This is a genomic window from Rhodococcus sp. 2H158, from assembly GCF_053764755.1.
In genome coordinates, this window is record NZ_JBSNCE010000027.1 from 55,719 (window position 1) to 79,707 (window position 23,989).

Here is a 23,989-nt window from a genome sequence, read left to right on the forward strand (position 1 = left end):
AGGGAGTTAGAGAATGCCACGCAGCCTCAAGAAGGGCCCGTTTGTCGACGACCACCTCCTGGCGAAGGTCGATACGCAGAACGAAAAGGGCACCAAGCAGGTCATCAAGACCTGGTCGCGCCGTTCCACCATTCTGCCCGACTTCATCGGTCACACGTTCGCCGTCCACGACGGTCGCAAGCACGTGCCGGTGTTCGTCTCGGACTCGATGGTCGGCCACAAGCTCGGCGAGTTCGCGCCGACCCGTACGTTCAAGGGCCACATCAAGGACGACCGGAAGAGCAAGCGTCGATGAGCACTGAAACCACCAACAACAGCGCTCGGGCTGTTGCGCGCCACGTGCGCGTGACCCCGATGAAGGCGCGCCGCGTCGTCGACATCGTCCGGGGCAAGTCCGTGGACGAGGCTCTGTCGATCCTGAAGTTCGCGCCGCAGGCCGCGGCCGAGCCGGTCGCCAAGGTGATCGCGAGCGCCGCCGCGAACGCGCAGAACAACCTCGACCTCGACCCGAGCACGCTTGTCGTCGCGACGGCGTACGTCGACGAGGGCGCGACCCTCAAGCGGTTCCAGCCGCGCGCCCAGGGCCGTGCATTCCGCATCCGCAAGCGGACGAGCCACATCACCGTGATCGTCGAGAGCAAGGCGCCTGCGTCTGCTGGAAACCGTAACCGCCGGAAGGGAGCTCAGTAGTGGGCCAGAAGATCAACCCGCACGGCTTCCGTCTGGGCATCACCACCGACTGGAAGTCGCGCTGGTACGCCGACAAGCAGTACTCGGAGTACGTGAAGGAAGACGTCGCGATCCGCAAGTTCCTGGCCACCGGCCTCGAGCGGGCCGGCATCGCCAAGGTCGAGATCGAGCGCACCCGCGACCGTGTGCGTGTGGACATCCACACCGCGCGTCCGGGCATCGTCATCGGCCGCCGCGGCGCCGAGGCCGATCGCATCCGCGCCGAGCTCGAGAAGCTGACCGGCAAGCAGGTTCAGCTGAACATCCTCGAGGTCAAGAACGCCGAGTCCGAGGCTCAGCTGGTGGCGCAGGGCGTCGCCGAGCAGCTCTCGAACCGCGTCGCGTTCCGTCGCGCCATGCGCAAGGCCATCCAGTCGGCCATGCGCCAGCCCAACGTCAAGGGCATCCGGGTGCAGTGCTCGGGCCGCCTCGGTGGCGCCGAGATGTCCCGCTCGGAGTTCTACCGCGAAGGCCGGGTCCCGCTGCACACGCTGCGCGCGGACATCGACTACGGCCTGTACGAGGCGAAGACCACCTTCGGTCGCATCGGCGTGAAGGTCTGGATCTACAAGGGCGACATCGTCGGTGGCCGTCGTGAGCTGGCCGCCGCGGCCGCCGCCCCGGCCGACCGCCCCCGTCGCGAGCGTCCGAGCCGTCCCCGCCGCTCCGGTGCCTCGGGCACCACCGCGACGAGCACCGACGCCGGCCGCGCCGCCTCCGCCGATGCACCCGCTCCGACCGAGAATCAGGAGGGCTGACGCATGTTGATCCCACGGCGGGTCAAGCACCGCAAGCAGCACCACCCGAGCCGCTCGGGTGCCGCCAAGGGTGGGACCCAGGTGACCTTCGGTGACTACGGCATCCAGGCTCTCGAGCCGGCCTACGTCACCAACCGGCAGATCGAGTCCGCTCGTATCGCCATGACCCGGCACATCAAGCGTGGCGGCAAGATCTGGATCAACATCTTCCCGGATCGCCCCCTCACCAAGAAGCCGGCCGAGACCCGCATGGGTTCCGGTAAGGGTTCGCCCGAGTGGTGGGTCGCGAACGTCAAGCCCGGACGGGTGATGTTCGAGATGAGCTACCCGAACGAGGAGATTGCCCGCGAGGCCCTTCGGCGCGCGATGCACAAGCTCCCGTGCAAGTGCAGGATCGTGACGAGGGAGGAGCAGTTCTGATGGCTACCGGAACCCCCGCCACAGAGCTCCGCGAGCTGACCGAGGAAGAGCTGGTCACCAAGCTCCGCGAAGCGAAGGAAGAGCTGTTCAACCTTCGTTTCCAGATGGCCACCGGCCAGCTGGACAACAACCGCCGGCTGCGCGTCGTGCGCAACGAGATCGCTCGCATCTACACGGTGCTGCGTGAGCGCGAGCTCGGCCTGGCCTCCGGCCCGGATGCGGGTGACGCGGCATGAGTGAGGAAAAGGCAGTGACCCAGAAGGAAGAGCGCGCCAGCCGCAAGGTCCGCATCGGCTACGTCGTCTCCGACAAGATGGAGAAGACGATCGTGGTCGAGCTCGAGGACCGGGTGAAGCACCCGCTGTACGGCAAGATCATCCGCCGTACCACCAAGGTGAAGGCGCACGACGAGAACGGCGTGGCCGGCGTCGGTGACCGCGTGCAGCTGATGGAGACCCGTCCGCTGTCCGCGACCAAGCGGTGGCGTCTGGTCGAGGTGCTCGAGAAGGCCAAGTAAGGCCTCCTCCACCCCCCGCCGCGGGGGTGACGAAGGGACCCAGTACGATGGTGGGGTTGTCTCGAGCGGCCTGCTTCAGGCAGCGCCGGGACAGCCCCACCTTCGTGGGTACGGACCGTGCACGTCGGGTCGGAAATCCGCCGTGCAGACAGAAGAAGGGTGCACGCACCCGGATCTGTCGAATTCAGCCAGGTCAAGGAGAAGTAAGTGATCCAGCAGGAGTCGCGACTGCGCGTCGCCGACAACACGGGTGCCAAGGAGATTCTCTGCATCCGCGTTCTCGGTGGCTCGTCCCGTCGCTACGCCGGTATCGGTGACATCATCGTCGCCACCGTGAAGGACGCGATCCCCGGTGGCAACGTCAAGCGTGGTGACGTCGTCAAGGCTGTCGTCGTGCGCACCTCCAAGGAGCGCCGCCGGCCGGACGGCTCGTACATCAAGTTCGACGAGAACGCCGCCGTCATCATCAAGGGTGACAACGACCCGCGCGGCACCCGCATCTTCGGCCCCGTCGGCCGTGAGCTGCGCGACAAGCGGTTCATGAAGATCGTCTCGCTCGCTCCGGAGGTGCTGTGATGAAGGTGCACAAGGGCGACACCGTGCTCGTCATCTCGGGCAAGGACAAGGGTGCCAAGGGCAAGGTCATCGCGGCCTACCCGAAGGAGAACCGGATCCTCGTCGAGGGCGTGAACCGGATCAAGAAGCACACGGCGGTCTCGGCCAACGAGCGCGGCGCCTCCTCCGGGGGCATCGTGACGCAGGAGGCCCCGATCCACGTTTCCAACGTCGCTGTCATCGACTCGGACGGCAACCCCACCCGGGTGGGCTACCGGACCGACGAGGAATCCGGCAAGCGCGTTCGGATTTCCCGGAAGAACGGGAAGGACATCTGACATGACCACCACCGAGAACAAGACCACACCGCGTCTGAAGACCCGGTACCGCGAGGAGATCCGCGACGCGCTGAACGCGGAGTTCGACTACGCGAACGTCATGCAGATCCCCGGCGTCGTGAAGGTCGTCGTCAACATGGGTGTCGGTGACGCCGCCCGCGACGCGAAGCTGATCAACGGCGCCGTCGCCGACCTGGCCCTGATCACCGGCCAGAAGCCGGAGATCCGCAAGGCCCGCAAGTCGATCGCGCAGTTCAAGCTGCGTGAGGGCATGCCGATCGGTGCGCGCGTCACGCTGCGCGGCGACCGCATGTGGGAGTTCCTGGACCGCCTGGTCTCCATCGCGCTGCCCCGTATCCGGGACTTCCGTGGCCTCAACGGCAACCAGTTCGACGGCAACGGCAACTACACGTTCGGCCTGAACGAGCAGTCGATGTTCCACGAGATCGACGTGGACAAGATCGACCGCCCGCGCGGCATGGACATCACCGTCGTCACGACCGCCACCAACAACGAAGAAGGCCGTGCCCTGCTGAAGCACCTCGGCTTCCCGTTCAAGGAGAACTGAGCCCATGGCTAAGAAGGCACTGGTCAACAAGGCCAACAAGAAGCCGAAGTTCGCGGTGCGCGCCTACACCCGCTGCCAGCGTTGCGGGCGCCCCCACGCGGTGTTCCGCAAGTTCGGCCTCTGCCGCATCTGCCTCCGTGAGATGGCACACCGCGGTGAGCTTCCCGGAGTTCACAAGAGCTCCTGGTGACGTGAACGGTGGGTGACCGCAGGGTCACCCACCGTCACTACTGTCAGGGACCGGTTGCACCCGCGTCCGGTCCGCATGAAACCAAGTTCGTCGTAGGCCCACGGCCGGCGCACCGGTGACACGTTCGTCACCACTGCCGGTGTTGCATGGGAACCGCAACGAGAAAGGTGAACAGGTCAGCCATGACCATGACCGACCCCATCGCAGACTTCTTGACGCGTCTGCGCAACGCCAACACGGCGTACCACGACGAGGTGAAGCTTCCCCACTCGAAGATCAAGGCGAACATCGCCGAGATCCTCAAGCGTGAGGGCTACATCGCCGACTTCCGCACCGAGGATGCCGAGGTGGGCAAGACCCTCGTCGTCGACCTCAAGTACGGCCCTTCCCGTGAGCGCAGCCTCGCCGGTGTGCGCCGCGTGTCGAAGCCCGGCCTGCGCGTGTACGCGAAATCCACCAACCTGCCCAAGGTCCTGGGCGGCCTCGGCGTGGCGATCATCTCCACGTCCTCCGGCCTGCTCACCGATCGCCAGGCGGCCAAGCAGGGAGTGGGCGGGGAAGTCCTCGCCTACGTCTGGTAAGGGAGGCCACCACAATGTCGCGTATTGGAAAGCTTCCGGTCACCGTCCCCTCGGGTGTCGAGGTGACCATCGACGGCCAGGACGTCGCAGTGAAGGGCCCCAAGGGCAACCTCTCGCTGACCATCGCCGAGCCGATCACCATCGCCAAGGGTGAGGACGGCGCGCTCAACGTGAGCCGTCCGAACGACGAGCGCCGCAGCCGCGCGCTGCACGGCCTGTCGCGCACCCTCGTGCAGAACCTCATCGACGGTGTCACCCAGGGGTACACCACGAAGATGGAGATCCACGGCGTCGGTTACCGCGTCGCGCTCAAGGGCAAGGACCTCGAGTTCTCGCTCGGCTACAGCCACCCGGTCCCGATCGAGGCCCCCGAGGGCATCACGTTCGCGGTCGAGTCGCCGACGAAGTTCTCGATCTCGGGCATCGACAAGCAGAAGGTCGGCCAGATCGCGGCCAACATCCGCCGGCTGCGCAAGTCCGACCCGTACAAGGGCAAGGGCATCCGCTACGAGGGCGAGCAGGTGCGCCGCAAGGTCGGAAAGACGGGTAAGTGATCATGAGCCAGACCGAGAACCAGAAGGCCAAGCGGATTCCGCTCGGCAAGGACGCGTCCACCCGGCGTCGGCTGTCGAAGCAGCGTCGGCACTTCCGTCTGCGCAAGAAGGTCGCCGGCACCGCCGAGCGTCCCCGTCTCGTCGTGAACCGGTCCTCGCGCCACATCCACGCCCAGCTGGTGGACGACCTGACGGGCACCACCCTGGCGGCGGCCTCGACCGTCGAGCCGGACGTGCGTGCGGTCGAGGGCGACAAGAAGGCGCGCGGCGCCAAGGTCGGTCAGCTGCTCGCCGAGCGTGCCAAGGCTGCCGGCGTGGAGGCTGTGGTCTTCGACCGCGGCGGCCACACCTACAGCGGCCGGATCGCGGCCCTCGCAGACGCGGCTCGCGAAAGCGGGTTGAAGTTCTGATGACCATCTCTTCGAACGGAAGGAACGCCTGATGCCGGGACGTCAGCGGCGTGACGGCGGCAACGGCCCCGCCGGACAGAATGGCCCCAACACCGGGGACCAGCGTGGTGGTCGCGACCGCCGCGATCGTGACTCGCGTGGCGGCGGTGCCGCCGAGAAGTCGAACTACATCGAGCGTGTCGTCTCGATCAACCGTGTGTCGAAGGTCGTCAAGGGCGGCCGTCGCTTCAGCTTCACCGCGCTGGTGATCGTGGGCGACGGCAACGGCCTGGTCGGCGTCGGCTACGGCAAGGCCAAGGAAGTTCCCGCGGCCATCCAGAAGGGTGTCGAGGAAGCGCGCAAGGGCTTCTTCCGCGTCCCGCTCATCGGCTCCACCGTCACCCACCCGGTGCAGGGTGAGGCCGCGGCAGGTGTCGTCATGCTGCGTCCGGCCTCGCCGGGTACCGGTGTGATCGCCGGTGGCGCGGTGCGTGCCGTGCTCGAATGCGCGGGCATCCACGACATCCTGTCGAAGTCGCTCGGTAGCGACAACGCCATCAACGTCGTGCACGCCACCGTGGCCGCCCTCAAGCAGCTGCAGCGCCCCGAGGAAGTCGCGGCTCGCCGCGGTCTGCCCCTCGAGGACGTCGCACCTGCGGGTATGCTGCGCGCCCGGGCACAGGCTGCTGGGAGCGTGAAGTAATGGCAGAGCTGAAGATCACGCAGGTCAAGAGCACCATCGGCGCCAAGTCGAACCAGCGCGACAGCCTGCGCACCCTCGGTCTGCGGAAGATCCGCCAGTCCGTGGTCCGCGAGGACAACGCGCAGAACCGCGGCTTGATCAACGTGGTGCGTCACCTCGTCGTTGTCGAGGAAGTCACTGCTGAGGAGGCCTCCAAGTGACCATCAAGCTGCACCACCTGCGCCCGGCCCCGGGCGCGAAGACGGACAAGACCCGCGTCGGCCGCGGTGAGGGTTCGAAGGGCAAGACCGCCGGTCGCGGTACGAAGGGCACCAAGGCGCGCAAGAACGTCTCGGCGGCCTTCGAGGGTGGCCAGATGCCGCTGCACATGCGGCTGCCGAAGCTCAAGGGCTTCAAGAACGCCTTCCGCACCGAGTACCAGGTCGTCAACGTCGGCGACATCGCCCGCCTGTTCCCCGAGGGTGGCCAGGTCGGCGTCGACGAGCTCGTCGCCAAGGGCGCGGTTCGCAAGAACCAGCTCGTGAAGGTCCTCGGCGAGGGCGAGCTCACGGTTGCCGTGCAGGTGACCGCGAACAAGTTCTCCGGTTCCGCCAAGGAGAAGATCGCCGCTGCCGGCGGCACCGCGACCGAACTGGCCTGACCGGTTCGCTCGTGCGTGACGCACAGCTCGAGAACGGCCGCACTGCAGCACGTCCCGCAGTGCGGCCGTTCGGCGTTCGCACCCCACCGCATGCCGCGCGGCGGAGCACATCCGCCGCGCGTGCGAGCCGCCCCACCCCGGCGCCACGGCACCGGTTCGGGGCGCGCTGCTAGAGTTCAAGAGTTGTCGACCGTCGGACCCCGCGCGTCGATCCACAGTCTCCCGTTTCGCCCTGCCAGGAGGATCTTTGCTTTCCGCCTTCGTCTCGGCCCTCAGGACCCCGGACCTGAGGCGGAAGATCCTCGTCGCGCTCGGGTTGGTGGCCCTGTACCGCCTCGGCGCGACGTTGCCGTCTCCGGGCGTCGACTACGGCAATGTGCGCGCCTGCATCGATCAGCTCAGCGGCGGCGACTCCGCCGGGATCTACTCGCTGATCAATCTGTTCTCCGGTGGCGCGCTGCTGCAGCTGTCGGTGTTCGCGATCGGCATCATGCCGTTCATCACCGCGAGCATCATCGTCCAGCTGCTGACGGTGGTCATTCCACGATTCGAGGAACTCCGCAAGGAGGGCCAGGCCGGCCAGGCCAAGATGACGCAGTACACGCGGTACCTCGCGGTGGCGCTCGCCGTGCTGCAGTCCACCGGCATCGTCGCCCTCGCGGCCCGTGGTCAGCTGCTGCAGGGCTGTACCGAACCGATCCTGGCCGACGACAGCATCTTCGGGATGGTCGTGATCGTGCTGGTCATGACGGCCGGTGCGGCGCTCGTCATGTGGTTCGGTGAGCTCATCACCGAGCGCGGCGTCGGCAACGGCATGTCGATCCTGATCTTCTCCGGCATCGCCTCGCGGCTGCCGTCCGAGGGCCGCACCATCCTCGAGTCCCGCGGTGGCCTGGTCTTCGCCATCGTCCTCGTCGTCGCGCTGGTGGTCATCACCGGCGTGGTGTTCGTCGAGCAGGGCCAGCGCCGGATCCCGGTGCAGTACGCCAAGCGCATGGTGGGCCGGCGCATGTACGGCGGTTCCTCGACCTACCTGCCGCTGAAGGTCAACCAGGCCGGCATCATCCCGGTGATCTTCGCGTCGTCGTTGCTGTACCTGCCGAACCTCATCGCCCAGCTGACCGGAGCCACCTCGGCCACCGACCCGAGCTGGTGGCAGCGGATCATCAACGAGTACTTGGTGAATCCGAACAACCCGGTCTACATCGCGATCTACTTCTCGCTGATCGTCTTCTTCGTCTTCTTCTACGTCGCCATCACCTTCAACCCGGAGGAACGGGCCGACGAGATGAAGAAGTACGGCGGATTCATCCCCGGCATCCGGCCGGGACGCCCCACTGCCGAGTACCTCAGCTACGTCCTCAACCGCATCACGGTTCCAGGTTCGCTGTACCTGGGTCTCATCGCGACGCTGCCCAACTTCTTCCTCTCGGGCAGCCAGACCGCCACCAGCATCTTCGGCGGCGCCGCGGTGCTCATTCTCGTCAGTGTCGCGCTGGACACTGTCAAGCAGATCGAAAGTCAACTCATGCAGCGCAACTACGAAGGGTTCCTCAAGTGAGACTTGTACTCCTCGGTCCGCCCGGTGCCGGCAAGGGCACGCAGGCCGCCATCCTGTCGGAGAAGCTCGGCGTCCCCGCAATCTCCACCGGGGATCTGTTCCGGGCCAACATCGGGCAGGGCACCCCGCTCGGCCTCGAAGCCAAGAAGTACATCGACGCCGGTGAGCTCGTGCCCGCCGAGATCACCAACAACATGGTGCGCGCCCGCCTCGCCGAGCCCGACGCTGCCAACGGCTTCCTGCTCGACGGCTTCCCCCGCAGCGTGGAGCAGGCACGCGAACTCGAGGCCATCCTGAAGGACCTCGACACCCAACTCGACGGAGTCCTGTCCTTCGGCATCGACGAGGACGTGGTGGTGGAGCGGATGCTCGCCCGCGGCCGCGCCGACGACACCGAGGACGTCATCCGCAACCGGCTCCGGGTCTACCGCGAGGAGACCGCGCCGCTGCTCGACTACTACGCCGATGCGCTCGTCACGGTCGACGCCGTCGGCGAGGTCGACGAGATCAACGCGCGCGCCCTCGCGGCCCTCGGCAAGTAAGGACGCAGGAGCAAGAAGATGGGTTTCGGGCGCAAGCGCAAGGTGGTTCCGTTCCGCACCGCCGGCGAACTCGATGCGATGGCGGCGGCGGGTGCCGTCGTCGGCGCCGCTCTCGTGGCGGTACGGAAGGCGGCGAAACCGGGCGTGAGCACCCTGGAACTGGACCAGGTGGCGGAGGCGGTCATCCGCGACGCGGGGGCCGTCCCCTCCTTCCTGGGCTACCACGGGTTCACCGGTTCGATCTGTTCGTCGGTGAACGACCGCGTGGTGCACGGCATCCCCTCGGCGACGGAGATCCTCGCCGAGGGCGATCTCGTGTCGATCGACTGCGGCGCGATCCTCGACGGCTGGCACGGCGACTCGGCGTGGACCTTCGGAGTCGGTGAGCTCTCCGCCGCCGACGCCGACCTCAGCGATGCGACGCGGCTGTCGATGGAGGCGGGGATTGCGGCGATGCTGCCGGACAACCGGCTCACCGACGTCTCGCACGCCATCGAGCTCGGTACCCGAGCCGCGGAGTCGGCGCACGGCCGGAGCTACGGCATCGTCGACGGCTACGGCGGCCACGCCATCGGCCGCGAAATGCACATGGATCCGTTCCTGCCGAACGAGGGCGCGCCCGGCAAGGGCCCCCGTCTCGTGGTGGGATCGGTGCTCGCCATCGAGCCGATGCTGACCCTCGGCACCTACGAGACCGAGGTGCTCGGCGACAAGTGGACCGTCGTCACGACCGACGGCAGCCGCGCCGCGCACTGGGAGCACACCGTCGCGGTGACCGAGGACGGTCCCCGCATCCTCACACCGCGCCCGGAGTAGCGGCGGTGGCGGCGAGCGAATGTATCGCTCGCTGCCGTGAAGGAGCCGAACGATACATTCGCTCGGGTCGCGGGCGCCGGTTCACGCCTCGAGCAGGAGGGTGACCGGGCCGTCGTTCACCAGGCTCACCTCCATGTGCTCCCCGAAGACGCCGGTCTGCACGTCGGCGCCCAGGCCGCGCAGCGCCGTCGTGAACTCGTCCACCAGGGGCTCGGCCACCGCGCGTGGCGCGGCCGCCGACCACGACGGACGCCGGCTCTTACGGGTGTCGGCCATGAGCGTGAACTGGCTGACGACGAGGATCGGTGCGGCCAGATCGGACGCCGACTTCTCGTCCTCGAGGATCCGCAACGTCCACACCTTCCGGGCGAGCGTGGCGGCCTTCGCCGCGTCGTCGTCGTGGGTCACGCCGACGAGTACGAGCAGCCCGTGACCGCCGGCCCGGGGCGAGATGCGGGCGACCTCGCGCCCGTCGACCGCGACCGCGGCGCCCGTCACCCGCTGAACCAACGCCCGCACGGCTGTCCTCCTCGTATCTCGGCATTTGGCCCTGGTGGGAAAGTTCCCGTAACATAGATCGATGGTGCGCCCTGCGCGCCGGCCCGCGGTTGTCCGCAGGCCGGTCACGTCGAGCGTCACGGTAACGGAAACCGATGCAACCACACGCCGAACAACACGGATCGCGGAGGATATGGCCAAGAAAGACGGAGCCATCGAGGTCGAGGGTCGCGTGATCGAGCCGCTGCCCAATGCGATGTTTCGCATTGAGCTCGAGAACGGTCACAAGGTCCTGGCTCACATCAGCGGCAAGATGCGTCAGCACTACATTCGCATCCTGCCCGAGGACCGGGTTGTCGTGGAGCTCTCGCCCTACGACCTGTCGCGTGGGCGCATCGTCTACCGCTACAAGTAAGAGCTTCCCCGGCCGCACGGTCGGGGAGAACCATGTCTGCGGCATGCCTCGTGCTCTGCCGCAGGCGTACACACAGGAGATCAGACGCACCGTGAAGGTTCAGCCGAGCGTCAAGAAGATCTGCGAGAAGTGCAAGGTGATCCGCCGTAACGGCCGGGTCATGGTGATCTGCGAGAACCTGCGCCACAAGCAGCGCCAGGGCTAGACCACCCGCTCTTCGAAAGATCGGCTTGGCAACAAGCTAGAGAAGACCTTCCAGCACCAGTCGTTCGGTCACGATTCCCGATTCGTCGGGGAGCCGCGCGATACACCCCCGGTTCGGAGGCCGGGGCCCCACTGTGTTTCGGACTACCGGCGTTCCGGCTTCGGCCGGGCCGCGGGACCACACAGTTTCACGACGCAGGGGACGGGCTGGGAGCAGACCTCCGCACACCGAATAGGAATGCCACATGGCACGTCTCGCAGGTGTCGATCTTCCCCGCGAAAAGCGGATGGAGATCGCACTGACCTACATCTACGGCATCGGCCGTACCCGCTCGAAGGAGATCCTCGAGGCCACCGGCGTGAGCCCGGATCTGCGCAGCAAGGACCTCTCCGACGAGGATCTCGCCAAGCTGCGCGAGTTCATCGAGGAGACCTACAAGGTCGAGGGTGACCTCCGCCGCGAGGTCCAGGCGGACATCCGCCGCAAGATCGAGATCGGCTGCTACCAGGGCCTGCGACACCGTCGTGGTCTGCCCGTGCGTGGACAGCGCACCAAGACCAACGCCCGCACCCGCAAGGGTCCGAAGCGCACCGTCGCAGGAAAGAAGAAGTAATGCCTCCCAAGTCACGCAGCACCGGTCCGAAGAAGACCCAGAAGGCGCGCCGCAGGGACAAGAAGAACGTCCCGCACGGTGCCGCTCACATCAAGAGCACCTTCAACAACACGATCGTGTCCATCACGGACCCGAACGGCAACGTCATCTCCTGGGCGTCCTCCGGCCACGTCGGCTTCAAGGGTTCGCGCAAGTCGACCCCGTTCGCCGCGCAGCTCGCCGCCGAGAACGCTGCCCGCAAGGCGCAGGAGCACGGTGTCAAGAAGGTCGACGTCTTCGTGAAGGGCCCGGGCTCGGGCCGCGAGACGGCGATCCGCTCCCTCCAGGCCGCGGGCCTCGAGGTCGGCACCATCTCCGACGTCACCCCCCAGCCGCACAACGGCTGCCGTCCGCCCAAGCGGCGTCGCGTCTAACGGGAAAGGAAGGTTTGAATCATGGCTCGCTATACCGGTCCCGTTACCCGTAAGTCGCGTCGTCTGCGCGTCGACCTCGTCGGAGGCGACCAGGCGTTCGAGCGTCGCCCCTACCCGCCCGGCCAGCACGGCCGCGCGCGGATCAAGGAGAGCGAATACCTGCTCCAGCTGCAGGAGAAGCAGAAGGCCCGCTTCTCCTACGGCGTGATGGAGAAGCAGTTCCGTCGTTACTACGAGGAGGCCGCCGGCCGGCCCGGCAAGACCGGTGAGGTCCTGCTGGTCATCCTCGAGTCGCGTCTGGACAACGTCGTCTACCGCGCCGGTCTCGCCCGGACCCGCCGTCAGGCCCGCCAGCTGGTGAGCCACGGCCACTTCCTGGTGAACGGCAAGAAGGTCGACATCCCGAGCTACCGCGTCTCGCAGTACGACATCATCGACGTCCGCGAGAAGTCGCTGGGCACGCTGCCCTTCCAGGTGGCCCGTGAGACCCAGGGTGACCGCCCGATCCCGGGTTGGCTGCAGGTCGTCGGCCCGCGTCTGCGGGTGCTGGTCCACCAGCTCCCCGAGCGCGCGCAGATCGACATCCCGCTGCAGGAACAGCTGATCGTCGAGTACTACTCGAAGTAAGGCGCTTCGCGCCGTGGTGTCCTTCCGGTCCTCCCGAGGTCCGGGGGGACACCACACCCCGACCAGGGCGTCATATGGCGGACGCCCACAAGGAGGCACTCCATGCTCATCTCGCAGCGACCCACCCTCAGCGAAGAGGTCATCGCCGACGACCGCTCGAAGTTCGTCATCGAACCCCTCGAGCCCGGTTTCGGGTACACCCTCGGCAACTCGCTTCGTCGCACCCTGCTGTCCTCGATTCCGGGCGCGGCCGTCACCAGCATTCGCATCGACGGCGTGCTCCACGAGTTCACCACGGTCCCCGGGGTCAAGGAGGATGTCACCGACATCATCCTGAACCTCAAGGGCCTCGTGGTCAGCTCGGAAGAGGACGAGCCGGTCACCATGTACGTCCGCAAGCAGGGCCCCGGCACCGTGACCGCGGGCGACATCGTGCCCCCGGCCGGTGTCACCGTCCACAACCCGGACCTGCACATCGCCACCCTGAACGACAAGGGCAAGCTGGAGATCGAGCTCGTCGTCGAGCGCGGCCGCGGCTACGTCCCCGCCGTTCAGAACAAGGCATCCGGCGCCGAGATCGGCCGCATCCCGGTCGACTCGATCTATTCGCCGGTGCTCAAGGTGACCTACAAGGTGGAGGCGACCCGCGTCGAGCAGCGCACCGACTTCGATCGGTTGATTCTCGACGTGGAGACCAAGAACTCGATCACCGCGCGGGACGCGCTCGCCTCGGCGGGCAAGACCCTGGTGGAGCTCTTCGGTCTGGCTCGTGAGCTGAACGTCGAAGCAGAAGGCATCGAGATCGGTCCCTCGCCCGCCGAGGCCGACCACATCGCCTCCTTCGGACTCCCCATCGAGGATCTCGACCTCACGGTCCGGTCCTACAACTGCCTCAAGCGCGAGGGTGTGCACACCGTCGGTGAGCTCGTGGCACGCACGGAGTCCGATCTGCTCGACATCCGCAACTTCGGTCAGAAGTCCATCGACGAGGTGAAGGTCAAGCTGCACTCGCTCGGCCTCTCCCTCAAGGACAGCCCCGCGTCCTTCGACCCGAGCACCGTCGCCGGCTACGACGCCGCGACCGGTACCTGGAGCGACACGGACGCCGGTTCCTTCGGCGACGCCGAGGGGAACGAGGACTACGCCGAGACCGAGCAGCTGTAGCAGCTCACGGTCCGTTACTAGGAGATTCATCATGCCCAAGCCCAAGAAGGGTGCCCGCTTCGGCGGGTCGGCCTCGCACCAGAAGGCGCTGATGGCCAACCTGGCCACCGCGCTCTTCGAGCACGGCCGCATCACCACCACCGAGGCCAAGGCCAAGGCCCTGCGGCCCTACGCCGAGAAGCTCGTCACGCACGCGAAGGCCGGCACGCTGGCCAACCGTCGTGAGGTGCTGAAGGTCATCCGCAACAAGGACGTCGTCCACACGCTGTTCGCGGAGATCGGCCCGTTCTACGAGGACCGCAACGGCGGCTACACCCGCATCGTCAAGACGATGCCGCGCAAGGGTGACAACGCTCCCATGGCGATCATCGAGCTCGTCAAGGAGAAGACGGTCACGTCCGAGGCCGACCGCGCCCGGCGCGTCGCCGCCTCGCAGAGCGCGCCGGCCACCGAGGCTCCGGCCGAGGAGAATGTGGTCGAGGCCGTCGAGGCCGACGCCACCGACGCGCAGGTCGAGAACGCGGACGCCGTCGTCGACGCGATCGAGGACGAGAACGCCACCGCGGCTGACGCCGAGGACGCCGACGAGGCCAAGAAGGACTAGTCCACTTGGTTTCGGCATCCGCTGAAGCGAACGAGCCCGTCGCCCCCCACGGGGGCGGCGGGCCCGTTGCTTTCGAGAACCCTTCCGCCGCCGTGGACACCACCCGGCTGCGGCTCGACATCGCCTACGACGGCACCGACTTCTCCGGCTGGGCGCGTCAGCCCGGACGGCGGACGGTGTGCGGGGAGATCGAGGAGAAGCTCGGTGCGATCGTGCGCACGCCGGTGCAGCTCACCGTCGCCGGCCGCACCGACGCCGGGGTGCACGCCTCCGGTCAGGTCGCGCACGTCGACGTCCCCACCGCCGCGGTTCCGGACGACCCCGTCCGCCTGGTGCGCCGTCTCGCCCGGTTCCTGCCCCGCGACGTCCGCATTACCGGCATCTCCGTCGCCCCGCCGCACTTCGACGCCCGCTTCTCGGCGATCCGCCGGCACTACGAGTACCGGCTCACCACCGCCGTCTACGGGGCGGACCCCCTGCGGGCCCGCGACACCGTCGCATGGCCCAAGCCGGTGGACGTGGACGCGATGCGCGCGGCCTCGACGTCGCTGCTGGGCCTGCACGACTTCGCGGCCTTCTGCAAGCGGCGCGACGGGGCGACGACGGTCCGCGAACTGCAGCGCTTCGACTGGACGGTGTCCGGCGGTCGCGAGGCCGGCTCCGCTCCGGGCGTCGGCGTGATCCTCACCGCGCACGTGAGCGCGGACGCGTTCTGCTGGTCGATGGTGCGCAGCCTCGTCGGCGCGGCGCTGGCCGTGGGGGAGGGGCGGCGCAGTGTCGAATGGATGACCGCGCTGCTCGACGAACGGGAGCGTGCCGCGGCGGTGGCCGTGGCCCCGGCACACGGGCTCAGTCTCGTGGGCGTCGACTATCCCGCCGACGACGAACTCGCGGCGCGCAACGCGGCCACCCGCGAGATGCGCGGGCCCATCAGCCCTGGCTGCTGCTGACCCGCGGCCGGGCAGGCCGGTGATATGTTCCGACGAGCACGTCCCCCGGCCGGCCCGGCCGGGGGATCGGCGTGTGAGAGGGAGGCACCCATTGCTCGACATGCCTGCGATCCGGCGACGGGGCGCGACGGTGGCGGTGGCACTGCTCGCCGCGACGTCGCTGCTGACGGCACCGGCGGTCGCCCAGCCGGCTGCGGATGCGGACCCGGCCGGTGCCTACGTCGATCACGTGGAGGAGCGGACCGCGCGCGACTGGGTGCTGCACGTGTACTCGCCGTCCATGGACCGGGTGATCCCGGTCGAGGTGATCCGGCCCGCGGACACCTCCGCGGCGCGGCCGACGTTCTACCTGCTCAACGGCGCCGGTGGGGGTGAGGACGCCGCCAACTGGCGGGACCAGACGGACGTCCGCGAGTTCTTCGACGGCAAGAACGTCAACGTCGTCACTCCCGTGGGCGGCGCCTTCGCGTACTACACGGACTGGATCCGCGACGACCCGAAGCTCGGCCGGCACCGGTGGACGACGTTCCTGACGTCGGAGTTGCCGCCGGTCGTCGACGCGGTGCTGGGCGCCGACGGCCGCAACGCCGTTGCGGGGATGTCGATGTCGGGCAGCTCGGTGCTGGCCCTCGCCCAGCAGTCGCCGGGGCTGTACGAGGCGGTGGCGTCCTACAGCGGGTGTGCACAGACGAGCAGCGACCCGGGGCGCAGCTACGTGGAGGCCGTCGTCACCCTCGGCGGCGGCGACGTCGAGAACATGTGGGGGCCGATCGGCGGACCGGGGTGGATCGCCAACGATGCGGCGCTGAACGCGGAGAAGTTGCGCGGCACGACGCTGTACATCTCGTCCGGCGGCGGTGTGCCCGGCCCGCACGAGGCGGCGTTGGGCGGGCAGGTGGATCCGGTCGACCTCGTCGTCCTCGGATCCATCGAGGCGGCCACGGCCCAGTGCACCGAGCGGCTGCGGCGGACCTTCGGCGAACTCGGGATCGAGGCGACCTTCAGCACGGGCGCGCAGGGCACGCACTCGTGGGGTTACTGGCAGGACGCGCTGCACGAGTCCTGGCCGATCCTCGCGGAGGCGATCGGCGCGTAGCGCGGCCCGGCACGAGTGACGGAAACAGCAAGGGGGCGAGGTCGGATGACCTCGCCCCCTTCGCTACGCGTCGAGGCGTCTCTCAGATCAGCCAGCTGAGGAAGGAGAGCACGTGGTCGACCAGGGAGCCGAGCGAGCCGAGCAGCATGGGGATTACCTCCGATGTCGATGTACAAATCCTGGACGTACGTCCAACCAAGATCTAAGTACAGGCTGTCCGCTTTGCCCAGAAAATGTGACGCAGGATACCGATGGGAACGGCGGGGCTCGGAGGTCAGTCCGCGATCATCCGGAGCAGCGCCGCCACCGCGCGGAACGGCAGCGACAGGAGCCGCAGGAACAGGACGCCGAGTTCGGCGAGTGTCGCCACCGTGTCCGCGGCGTCGGCCGCCCACTCCACCCGGTCCGCGGCTCTGCGGCCCCGCCTACGATGTCTGTCCACCGGCGCACGGTAGCAGGTGGTTCGCGAAATCTGACAGGAAGATGTTTCAGATTCCAGGGCGTGAGTTATCCGGGCGGTGTCGGGGTGCGCGTGCCGCCGGGGAGGACGGCCGCGCGCCCCGACACCGCCGTGGGCTCGCGCCCCGACACCGCCGGGAGTTCGCGCCCCGGCGCTGCCGGGAGTTCGTACCGTCAGCCGGCCAGGTGCCGCGCGATGACCAGCCGCTGGATCTGGTTCGTGCCCTCGAAGATCTGGGTGATCTTCGCGTCCCGCATGAAACGTTCGACGGGGAAGTCGCGGGTGTAGCCGTAGCCGCCGAGCACCTGTACGGCGTCGGTGGTCACCTTCATCGCCGCGTCGGTCGCGACGAGCTTGGCGACCGACGCCTGCCGCGAGTAGGGCAGGCCGGCATCCTTGCGGCGCGCGGCATCGATGTACGTGGCGCGGGCCGAGTCCACCGCGGCGGCCATGTCGGCGAGGACGAACCCGAGTCCCTGATGGTCGATGATCTTCTTGCCGAACGCCTTGCGCTCCTTGGCGTATGCGGTGGCCTCGTCGAGCGCGGCTTGCGCGAGACCCACCGCGACGGCCGCGATGCCGAGCCGGCCCGAGTCGAGCGCGCTGAACGCGATCGGCAGGCCCTGGCCCTCGGCGCCGATGCGGCGCTCGCCGGGCACGAACGCGTCGTCGTAGTGGCCGGTAGTGGTCGGGATGGCGTGCAGACCCATCTTCTCCTCGGGCTTGCCGAAGCTCAGGCCCTCGGTTCCGGCCGGCACGAGGAAGCAGGAGATGCCCTTCGAGCCGGCGTCGGAGGTCCGGGCGAACAGCGTGTAGAAGTCCGCCTTGCCGCCGTTGGTGATCCACGCCTTCGATCCGGAGATCCGGTAGCCGCCGTCCACGGCCGTCGCGCGGCAGGCCAGGGCCGCGGCATCGGACCCGGCCTGCGGCTCGGAGAGGCTGTAGGCGCCGATCGTGTCGCCGCCGAGCATGTCCGGCAGCCACTTGTTCTTCTGCTCGTCGGTGCCGTGGGTGGCCAGCGCGAAGCACGACAGTCCGTGCACGCTCACCGCGACGGCAACCGCCGCCCAGCGGGCGCCGAGCTCCTCGAGCACCTGCAGGTACACCTCGTACGGCTGGTTGCCGCCGCCGAACTCCTCCGGGTACGGCAGGCTCAGCAACCCCGCCGCGCCGAGGGCCGGGAAGACCCCCTCGGGGAACGTCTCGGTGCGCTCGTGTTCGACGACCCGCGGGGCGAGAACCTTGTCCGCGACGTCGCGGGTCAGTTCGATGAGGTCGTAGGCCTCGGGGGTGGGCAGCAGGCGCTCGACAGGCACGGCAGACTCCTCGATCGGAAATAGTACTGAGAACGATACTGCAGTACTGTATGAAGTATGACAAGAGCGGGGATCCGACGCGGCACGGCACGTCAGGCGCAGCTGTTCGACCAGCTCGTCGCCCTGTTCCTCGCCGCGGGCTTCGCCCACTTCACCCTCGACGACATCGCCGCCCGCCTGCACTGCTCGAAGTCGACGCTCTACACCCTCGCCGAGAGCAAGGACCGCCTCGTCCGCGCGGCTACCGTGCACTTCTTCCGCGGCGCCACCGAACGCGTCGAGGCCGAACTCGACGGCCACACCGGCGCCGCCGACCGCATCCGCGCCTACCTCGAAGCCGTCGGCCGGCAACTCGAACCCGCCTCCGCGCAGTTCATGGAGGACATGGCCGCCGCCCCCACCGCCCGCGAGGTCTACGAACGCAACACCCGCCTCGCCGCCGAACGCGTCCGCGACCTCATCGCCGACGGCGTCGCCGCCGGCGAACTGCGTGACGTGCACGCCGCGTTCGTCGCCGACGTCGTCGCCGCTGTCATGGTCCGCATCCAGCAGCGCCACGTCGCCGAGGCCACCGGCCTGCCGGACGCCCAGGCCTACCGCGAACTCGCCGCTCTCCTGACCCACGGCCTCACCACCTGAGCCGCCTACCATCGGCCCATGGACGCCGAAGCCCCGATTCGTCTCGAGATCGTCGTCGCCAGCGTGCGCGCCGGACGGATCGCCCCCGTCGTCGCCGACTGGTTCGCCGCCACCGCACGGCAGCGCCCCGAGTTCGACGTCGGCGTGCTCGACCTCGCCGACACCCCGCTGCCGCAGGATCTCTCCGGCGGCCCTGAGGTCGAGGCGTTCACCCGGCGGATCGAGGCGGCCGACGCATTCGCCGTCGTCACCTCCGAGTACAATCACGGTTACCCGGCCGCCCTCAAGACCGCCATCGACACCGTCAAACGCGAATGGCGCACCAAGCCAATCGGATTCGTCTCCTACGGCGGGCTCTCCGGCGGGTTGCGCGCCGTCGAGCAACTCCGGCAGGTCGTCGTCGAGGTGCACATGGTCCCGGTGCGCGAATCGGTCAGCTTCCACCGCGTCAAGCACGCCTTCGCCGCCGACGGCACCACCACCGACGGCGCCGCGATCGACGCCGCGCAGCGCATGTTGAACCAGCTCGCCTGGTGGGCGCGGACCGTGCGCGCCGGGCGGGCCGCCCAGCCCTACCCCGGCTGACGGACCCGGCTCAGCGCGCGGGCGCCGGGTCCGCGGCACGCGGACGGCCGATGTACGCGGCCTCGGCGTCGATGCTCACCAACGACAGCGACAGCCGTCGGCCACCCACCGCCAGCACCACCCGATCGCCGGCCGCTCCGGGCTGCAGGATCGACACGTCCGGGCGCTCGCGCGGCCACCGATCCGGGTGTGCGTGCACGTGGATCGCGGTCGTCCCGGCCGGGACCGTCGCCGGCCGCACGCCGTCGTACACGATCGTGTCGAAGCCCCGATCGGCGCCGGCCAACCGCAACCGGTCCGGACCCGCCGCGGCCAGCAGGGGACGCCAGGCCAGGGCGCGATCGGTGTGGATCACCACGCGGGCGCCCGTCGCCACCGCCCGGAACACCACCTGCTGCGCCAGATACAGCTCCCCGGCGACATACACGGTGCGCACCCCCCGGCCGGTCAGGCGGACGGACACGGCCGCACCGGACTCGTCCGCGCCGAGCAGCTGCCCGCATCCCGTCACCGGCAGCGCCAGGGCGTCGACGTCGGCGAGGTGCATGGTGCGCAGCGGGATCAGATCCTCGAGCCCCACCGCAGCCGTCGGGATCGACGCCAGCAGCCCGTCCACTTCGCGGCTCCACAGCCGTCGGGTGCCCGGCATCCGGAGCCTCGGCTCGGGCGTGCGGCTCGTGCCGCGCACCGACGCTCCCACCCGCACGGCTCCCGGCTCGGCGCCGGGGCGTAGCCGTACCGCGATCGTCGCCGACGACAGTGGCTCGGACCAGACCCGGGTCATGATCGCCCGGTCGAGGTGCCCCGGCTCCACCACCGCGGCGCGACTGTAACCGCCGGGAAGCCGTACTGCGCCCTGATCCTCTTCGAGCAACGCCGGATCCGCGCACCCGGCGACGGACTCCACGGCTCCGGCGATCTCTCCCGCGCCGAGGATCCTCGCGGTGTGGTGCTGCTCCGCCAACGCGCGCACGACGCGCCGCGCCGCGGCGGTCACCGCGCGCGCCGCGCCCTCGGAGCCGCCGCCACGCCGGGCCACCGCGACCGGGCAGGCGAGGGAGTCGAACCGCAGCGCGAGCCACACGGTGCGGGTGGCGGCGGCGGGCAGCGGCCCGACTAGGCGCTCGTACGCCTCCCCGGCGGCGGTCTCGTCACACACCCGGCTGCCGTGCACGATGACGTCGATTCCGTCGAGGCCGACGTCGTGCGTGGCGAGGCACGCGGCGATCGCGGCCAGCGGAAGCCGGCGCAGCGGTTCGGCCCGATCTCGTGTCAGCCGGGTGAGCTCGCCGGCCGTCGGCACCAGCTCGACCACCGCGACGACGGCGGTGCCGTCCCAGCACACCCCGACCGGTCGATCGTCGCCCGCCGCGACGTCGACGATTACCGGGCCGGACCGCAGCGAACGGCGCCGGAACCGCCACCACAGCCGCCCCCATTCGACGGCGTCGCGCCCGTGGACAGGCACCGCCACCGCCACCGCGGCCAGCACCGCCACGGTCACCGCAGCGGGAAGCGGAGCGCCCGTCGCCGCCGCCGTCGTCGCGCCGATCACCGCCGCGCACTGCGCCCGCACCACCGTCACCACGGAGCGGCGCCGCGGCCTCCGAAAGATCCCATCCTGCACGACGATTCCCCCGTTCCCACCCGAGCGACGGCCCGGTCCCCCCGACGTTCCCGGACGGAACTGTACTGTGTTGCGGCGGAGGGGGCGTCGTACGGGGGAGGATCGATGGGAGCGCAGCCGACCACGCGCTGGCAGGTCAACGGCTACCGATTTCTGGTGCGCCGCATGGAACATGCACTGGTGCGGCGAGACGTGCGGATGATCCACGACCCGATGCGGTCGCAGTCGCGTGCCCTGGCGGTGGGCGTCGTCCTCGCCTGTGTCGGCCTCGCCGGCTGTGCCGCGCTCGCCCTGCTCCGCCCGCAGGACAGGATCGGTGACGCGGCGATCGTGGTGGGACGCGATTCCGGCGCGATGCTGGTCGCGATCGACGGCGCCTTCCATCCGGTACTCAACCTGGCCTCTGCCCGTTTGGTGCTCGGGCGGCCCGAGGCGCCCACCGTCGTCGCCGACGGCGAATTCGAAACCCGGCCCCGGGGTCCCCTCGTCGGTATCCCCGGTGCGCCGTCCGCGCTGGCACACGTCGCGGCACCGCTGCCGTGGACGGTGTGCGACACCGCGGCTACCGACGGAAGTCGTTTCGTCACAACAACCGTCGCCGCGGGAGAGCCGGCCTACGGCGACGGCGCGCGGCCCCTCGCCGACGACGAGGCTCTGCTCGTCGCCGCCGGCGGCAGGCACCATCTGGTCTACCGCGGCTCCCGCGCCGAGGTGGATCTGGCGGACCAGGCACTCACCCGCGTCCTCGGCATCGATGCCGGCATGGGACGTCCCGTCGGACCGGGCCTGCTCGCCGCGATCCCGGAGGTGCCGCGGCTCGAGGCCCCGCGGATCCCCGGTGCGGGCGGCGAACCCGACTATCCGATCGGATCGCTGACCGTCGGTTCGGTGGTCCGCGTCGCGGTGCCCGACGGGAAGAGGTTCTACGTCGTGCTGCGCGACGGCGTGCAGGAGGTGTCCGAGGCGACAGCGCAGATCGTCCACTTCACCGACTCGCAGGGCGCCGCGGAGATCCCGGCCGTCGCGCCGGACCTGCTGCGCGACGCTCCGACCGTACGGGGTCTCGCGGTGGACACCTTTCCCGCCACCGTGCCCACCGTCGTCGATGCCCGCGACCGTCCCGTCGCCTGCCTGACGTGGACGCCGGGGGTCGGCGCGGCCGAACAGTCGCGGTCCGTCGTCGAGGTGTCGGCGGGTTCCGCGCTGCCGCTGCCCGACGGCGCGGTGCCGGTGTCCCTGGCCCAGGCGGACGGCGCCGGGCCCGAGGCCGACAGCGCCTACCTCGCGCCCGGCCGGGGGGCGTTCGTGCAGACCACCTCCGTCGCGCCGGACAGCGCGCGGCGCGGCGCCCTCTTCTTCGTGGCCGACACCGGCGTGCGCTACGGGATCGTCGACGCAGAAGCCGCGACCGCCCTGGGATTCTCCGAACCGGTGCCCGCGCCGTGGCAGATCGTCGAACTGTTCGCGCCGGGTCCTGCACTCGGGCGGGCGGAGGCACTCGTCGCCCACGACGGTGTCGCGCCGGATCACGACCCGGCGCCGATCGACGCCGGCCGCTGACGACGGCGCCGCAGCGGCGCGGTCGCCGACGCCGCCACCCCCAGGACCGCGAGCACCACCGCCGCCACGACGACCGCGACGTCCCTGGGCCGGTGATCCGGCGGCGTCCGCGGTATCGGCGCCGCGACGGCCACCGAGGCCGGCGCCTGCGGACGCCGCTCCGTCGGCGGGGCGGTCACCGCAGCGAATGGGTCGATCACGCCGTGGCCCACCCGCGGATTCCAGCCCTCCGCCGGTGCGTGCGCCGTGGCCTCGATCCGCATCGCCACGGCGCGGGCATCGAGGTGCGGAAACCGCGCCCGCACCAGCGCGACGGTCGCGGCCACGAGCGGCGCGGCGAAGCTCGTGCCCGACACCGGCACCGGGCCCTCGGCTCCCCGGTAGGCGTCGACGAGGGCATCCGCGGTGGGATGCAGGGAAACCACCCCGCTGCCGGGCGCGGCGACGTCCACCCACGGTCCCGGCAGGCTGTAGCTCGACGGTGACCCGTCCGGCTCGACCGAGCCGACCGTGAGTACGTAGTCGTCGTACCGGGCCGGCGAGGCCACGGTCGTGACCGCGCGCCACGGATCGTCTCCCGGCCGCAGAGGATCGAGCCCCTGCGGGTTCGACCCCTGGCAGCGGTCCTCCACGTTTCCGGCTGCGGCCACGACGACGGCGTCCTTCACCTCCGTCGCGTACCGCACCGCCGCCCCGAGTTCGGGGTCGTCGATGCCTTCCGCGGCCGGCGCGCAGGCGACCTCGGAGATGTTGATGACGGTGGCGCCGAGGTCCGCGGCGCGGCGCACCGCCATCGCCATCGTGCGCACGTTGCCGTAGCCGGGCGACGTGCGCGCATCGTGATCGGCGGGATCCGACCGTCGCGCCGAGAAGTGGCGGCTGGACTGTCGCACGGTGAGGATCCGCGCATCCGGGGCGCCACCGGCGAACCCCGACCCGGCGACCGGCTGCGCCGCGACGAGCCCCGCCACCAGGGTCCCGTGGGCGTCGCAGTCCTGCGTCCCGTCGCCCGAGGAGACATAGTCGCCCCCCGGTACCAACCCGGGCAGCCGCGCATTCCGGCCCACCCCGGTGTCGATCACCGCCACGAGCTGCCCCGCCCCGCGAGTCAACGGCCACACGGCCGGAAAGTTCAGCACGCGCTGCGGTTCCGGGATCGAGGCGCTGTCGCCGGCGACGTCGACCGTGGTACACGGCGAACGCTGCCCGGTGTCGTCGACGGGCCCGGGTTCCCCGGGCGGGGGCAGGCGCCCGGCATCGACGGGCGGAGGTTCCGCCGCGGCGGACGGGGCCGTTCCGAGGGACGAGGCCGTCAGCACCAGGGCGACGACGAGGAGGCGTGCGCCGCGGGCCACG

General features: G+C 69.4%; 36 protein-coding genes. 31 read left to right on the forward strand and 5 right to left on the reverse strand.

The genetic code is table 11. The annotated features are described in order from the left end of the window. The first annotated feature begins 13 nt into the window (after positions 1-13). From rpsS to map, 19 genes are all read left to right on the forward strand, one after another. Positions 14-295, forward strand: a complete 282-nt coding sequence (gene rpsS, locus ACWPOB_RS22940; protein WP_100058165.1) for a 30S ribosomal protein S19 — start codon at positions 14-16, stop codon at positions 293-295. Continuing rightward, on the forward strand, positions 292-690 hold the full coding sequence (gene rplV / locus ACWPOB_RS22945; RefSeq protein ID WP_100058166.1) for a 50S ribosomal protein L22: 399 nt from the start codon (positions 292-294) through the stop codon (positions 688-690). Before rpsS ends, rplV begins: the two co-directional genes overlap by 4 nt. Next, positions 690-1,487, forward strand: a complete 798-nt coding sequence (gene rpsC / locus ACWPOB_RS22950; protein ID WP_165037749.1) for a 30S ribosomal protein S3 — start codon at positions 690-692, stop codon at positions 1,485-1,487. Before rplV ends, rpsC begins: the two co-directional genes overlap by 1 nt. Positions 1,488-1,490: 3 nt before the next feature. Further along, entirely contained in the window at positions 1,491-1,907 is a 417-nt protein-coding gene (rplP, locus tag ACWPOB_RS22955) for a 50S ribosomal protein L16 (protein ID WP_100056280.1), read from the forward strand. Further along, positions 1,907-2,143, forward strand: a complete 237-nt coding sequence (gene rpmC / locus ACWPOB_RS22960) for a 50S ribosomal protein L29 (protein ID WP_003938084.1) — start codon at positions 1,907-1,909, stop codon at positions 2,141-2,143. Before rplP ends, rpmC begins: the two co-directional genes overlap by 1 nt. Next, a complete protein-coding gene (rpsQ, locus tag ACWPOB_RS22965) occupies positions 2,140-2,424 on the forward strand; it encodes a 30S ribosomal protein S17 (RefSeq protein WP_100056279.1) in 285 nt (94 codons plus the stop codon). The genes rpmC and rpsQ overlap by 4 nt, the downstream gene beginning before the upstream one ends. Before the next feature lie 207 nt (positions 2,425-2,631). Continuing rightward, positions 2,632-3,000 carry a 50S ribosomal protein L14 gene (rplN, locus tag ACWPOB_RS22970; protein ID WP_006947156.1) on the forward strand — a complete coding sequence of 123 codons (369 nt, stop codon included), beginning with the start codon at positions 2,632-2,634 and terminating at the stop codon, positions 2,998-3,000. Further along, the gene (gene rplX / locus ACWPOB_RS22975; protein WP_455402233.1) at positions 3,000-3,317 is read left to right on the forward strand and encodes a 50S ribosomal protein L24; all 318 of its coding nucleotides are present in this window, start codon (positions 3,000-3,002) and stop codon (positions 3,315-3,317) included. The genes rplN and rplX overlap by 1 nt, the downstream gene beginning before the upstream one ends. Before the next feature lies 1 nt (position 3,318). Then, on the forward strand, positions 3,319-3,885 hold the full coding sequence (gene rplE, locus ACWPOB_RS22980; RefSeq protein WP_003938080.1) for a 50S ribosomal protein L5: 567 nt from the start codon (positions 3,319-3,321) through the stop codon (positions 3,883-3,885). A gap of 4 nt (positions 3,886-3,889) precedes the next feature. After that, positions 3,890-4,075: a type Z 30S ribosomal protein S14 gene (locus tag ACWPOB_RS22985; protein WP_100056277.1), complete on the forward strand. Its 186-nt coding sequence runs from the start codon at positions 3,890-3,892 to the stop codon at positions 4,073-4,075. A gap of 182 nt (positions 4,076-4,257) precedes the next feature. Beyond that, entirely contained in the window at positions 4,258-4,656 is a 399-nt protein-coding gene (gene rpsH, locus ACWPOB_RS22990; RefSeq protein ID WP_017681442.1) for a 30S ribosomal protein S8, read from the forward strand. 14 nt (positions 4,657-4,670) lie between these two features. Next, positions 4,671-5,210 (forward strand): 50S ribosomal protein L6, encoded by a 540-nt coding sequence (gene rplF / locus ACWPOB_RS22995; protein WP_006947161.1) that lies wholly within the window; start codon positions 4,671-4,673, stop codon positions 5,208-5,210. Positions 5,211-5,212: 2 nt separating this feature from the next. Then, on the forward strand, positions 5,213-5,620 hold the full coding sequence (rplR, locus tag ACWPOB_RS23000; RefSeq protein ID WP_029544906.1) for a 50S ribosomal protein L18: 408 nt from the start codon (positions 5,213-5,215) through the stop codon (positions 5,618-5,620). A 31-nt stretch (positions 5,621-5,651) separates the two neighbouring features. Continuing rightward, complete coding sequence (gene rpsE / locus ACWPOB_RS23005) at positions 5,652-6,302, forward strand: 30S ribosomal protein S5 (RefSeq protein ID WP_006947163.1); 651 nt, start codon at positions 5,652-5,654, stop codon at positions 6,300-6,302. Then, positions 6,302-6,502: a 50S ribosomal protein L30 gene (gene rpmD, locus ACWPOB_RS23010; RefSeq protein ID WP_006947165.1), complete on the forward strand. Its 201-nt coding sequence runs from the start codon at positions 6,302-6,304 to the stop codon at positions 6,500-6,502. Before rpsE ends, rpmD begins: the two co-directional genes overlap by 1 nt. After that, complete coding sequence (gene rplO / locus ACWPOB_RS23015; protein WP_006947166.1) at positions 6,499-6,942, forward strand: 50S ribosomal protein L15; 444 nt, start codon at positions 6,499-6,501, stop codon at positions 6,940-6,942. Before rpmD ends, rplO begins: the two co-directional genes overlap by 4 nt. A gap of 247 nt (positions 6,943-7,189) precedes the next feature. Continuing rightward, the gene (secY, locus tag ACWPOB_RS23020) at positions 7,190-8,503 is read left to right on the forward strand and encodes a preprotein translocase subunit SecY (RefSeq protein ID WP_455402234.1); all 1,314 of its coding nucleotides are present in this window, start codon (positions 7,190-7,192) and stop codon (positions 8,501-8,503) included. Beyond that, positions 8,500-9,045 carry an adenylate kinase gene (locus ACWPOB_RS23025; RefSeq protein ID WP_100056276.1) on the forward strand — a complete coding sequence of 182 codons (546 nt, stop codon included), beginning with the start codon at positions 8,500-8,502 and terminating at the stop codon, positions 9,043-9,045. Before secY ends, ACWPOB_RS23025 begins: the two co-directional genes overlap by 4 nt. Before the next feature lie 18 nt (positions 9,046-9,063). Beyond that, on the forward strand, positions 9,064-9,861 hold the full coding sequence (map, locus tag ACWPOB_RS23030; protein ID WP_006947169.1) for a type I methionyl aminopeptidase: 798 nt from the start codon (positions 9,064-9,066) through the stop codon (positions 9,859-9,861). A gap of 81 nt (positions 9,862-9,942) precedes the next feature. On the opposite strand, the gene dtd is transcribed toward map, so the two are convergent. Next, positions 9,943-10,380 (reverse strand): D-aminoacyl-tRNA deacylase, encoded by a 438-nt coding sequence (gene dtd / locus ACWPOB_RS23035; protein ID WP_100056275.1) that lies wholly within the window; start codon positions 10,378-10,380, stop codon positions 9,943-9,945. A 172-nt stretch (positions 10,381-10,552) separates the two neighbouring features. Here dtd and infA point away from each other — a divergent pair, with 172 nt between their 5' ends. The 9 genes from infA (at position 10,553) to ACWPOB_RS23080 (ending at position 16,446) form a co-directional block, all read left to right on the forward strand. Further along, positions 10,553-10,774: a translation initiation factor IF-1 gene (infA, locus tag ACWPOB_RS23040; RefSeq protein WP_003886926.1), complete on the forward strand. Its 222-nt coding sequence runs from the start codon at positions 10,553-10,555 to the stop codon at positions 10,772-10,774. 91 nt (positions 10,775-10,865) lie between these two features. Then, on the forward strand, positions 10,866-10,979 hold the full coding sequence (gene rpmJ / locus ACWPOB_RS23045) for a 50S ribosomal protein L36 (RefSeq protein ID WP_003938068.1): 114 nt from the start codon (positions 10,866-10,868) through the stop codon (positions 10,977-10,979). Positions 10,980-11,223: 244 nt separating this feature from the next. Beyond that, positions 11,224-11,592 (forward strand): 30S ribosomal protein S13, encoded by a 369-nt coding sequence (gene rpsM / locus ACWPOB_RS23050; protein WP_003938067.1) that lies wholly within the window; start codon positions 11,224-11,226, stop codon positions 11,590-11,592. Then, positions 11,592-12,005 carry a 30S ribosomal protein S11 gene (gene rpsK / locus ACWPOB_RS23055; protein ID WP_003938066.1) on the forward strand — a complete coding sequence of 138 codons (414 nt, stop codon included), beginning with the start codon at positions 11,592-11,594 and terminating at the stop codon, positions 12,003-12,005. The genes rpsM and rpsK overlap by 1 nt, the downstream gene beginning before the upstream one ends. 21 nt (positions 12,006-12,026) lie before the next feature. Further along, a complete protein-coding gene (rpsD, locus tag ACWPOB_RS23060) occupies positions 12,027-12,632 on the forward strand; it encodes a 30S ribosomal protein S4 (RefSeq protein WP_006947173.1) in 606 nt (201 codons plus the stop codon). A 102-nt stretch (positions 12,633-12,734) separates the two neighbouring features. Then, a complete protein-coding gene (locus ACWPOB_RS23065) occupies positions 12,735-13,796 on the forward strand; it encodes a DNA-directed RNA polymerase subunit alpha (protein ID WP_006947180.1) in 1,062 nt (353 codons plus the stop codon). Positions 13,797-13,827: 31 nt separating this feature from the next. Next, positions 13,828-14,400 carry a 50S ribosomal protein L17 gene (gene rplQ, locus ACWPOB_RS23070; RefSeq protein WP_100056274.1) on the forward strand — a complete coding sequence of 191 codons (573 nt, stop codon included), beginning with the start codon at positions 13,828-13,830 and terminating at the stop codon, positions 14,398-14,400. Between the two features lie 5 nt (positions 14,401-14,405). Next, positions 14,406-15,350: a tRNA pseudouridine(38-40) synthase TruA gene (gene truA, locus ACWPOB_RS23075; RefSeq protein ID WP_100056273.1), complete on the forward strand. Its 945-nt coding sequence runs from the start codon at positions 14,406-14,408 to the stop codon at positions 15,348-15,350. A gap of 91 nt (positions 15,351-15,441) precedes the next feature. Next, the gene (locus ACWPOB_RS23080) at positions 15,442-16,446 is read left to right on the forward strand and encodes an alpha/beta hydrolase (RefSeq protein ID WP_455402235.1); all 1,005 of its coding nucleotides are present in this window, start codon (positions 15,442-15,444) and stop codon (positions 16,444-16,446) included. 274 nt (positions 16,447-16,720) lie between these two features. Here the strand turns inward: ACWPOB_RS23080 and ACWPOB_RS23085 are convergent, their stop codons facing one another. Next, positions 16,721-16,888, reverse strand: a complete 168-nt coding sequence (locus tag ACWPOB_RS23085) for a hypothetical protein (RefSeq protein WP_455402236.1) — start codon at positions 16,886-16,888, stop codon at positions 16,721-16,723. 191 nt (positions 16,889-17,079) lie between these two features. After that, complete coding sequence (locus ACWPOB_RS23090; RefSeq protein ID WP_100056271.1) at positions 17,080-18,222, reverse strand: acyl-CoA dehydrogenase family protein; 1,143 nt, start codon at positions 18,220-18,222, stop codon at positions 17,080-17,082. Between the two features lie 57 nt (positions 18,223-18,279). On the opposite strand from ACWPOB_RS23090, the gene ACWPOB_RS23095 reads away from it, so the two are divergent. After that, positions 18,280-18,861, forward strand: a complete 582-nt coding sequence (locus tag ACWPOB_RS23095; RefSeq protein WP_100056270.1) for a TetR/AcrR family transcriptional regulator — start codon at positions 18,280-18,282, stop codon at positions 18,859-18,861. Between the two features lie 18 nt (positions 18,862-18,879). After that, on the forward strand, positions 18,880-19,446 hold the full coding sequence (locus ACWPOB_RS23100) for an NADPH-dependent FMN reductase (RefSeq protein WP_100056269.1): 567 nt from the start codon (positions 18,880-18,882) through the stop codon (positions 19,444-19,446). Between the two features lie 10 nt (positions 19,447-19,456). Here the strand turns inward: ACWPOB_RS23100 and eccE are convergent, their stop codons facing one another. Continuing rightward, positions 19,457-21,073, reverse strand: a complete 1,617-nt coding sequence (gene eccE / locus ACWPOB_RS23105) for a type VII secretion protein EccE (RefSeq protein WP_455402237.1) — start codon at positions 21,071-21,073, stop codon at positions 19,457-19,459. Positions 21,074-21,178: 105 nt separating this feature from the next. On the opposite strand from eccE, the gene eccB reads away from it, so the two are divergent. Further along, entirely contained in the window at positions 21,179-22,633 is a 1,455-nt protein-coding gene (gene eccB / locus ACWPOB_RS23110) for a type VII secretion protein EccB (RefSeq protein WP_455402238.1), read from the forward strand. On the opposite strand, the gene mycP is transcribed toward eccB, so the two are convergent. Beyond that, positions 22,600-23,988, reverse strand: a complete 1,389-nt coding sequence (mycP, locus tag ACWPOB_RS23115; protein ID WP_455402239.1) for a type VII secretion-associated serine protease mycosin — start codon at positions 23,986-23,988, stop codon at positions 22,600-22,602. The two genes, eccB and mycP, sit on opposite strands and share 34 nt — an antisense overlap. Between the last annotated feature and the right edge of the window lies 1 nt (position 23,989).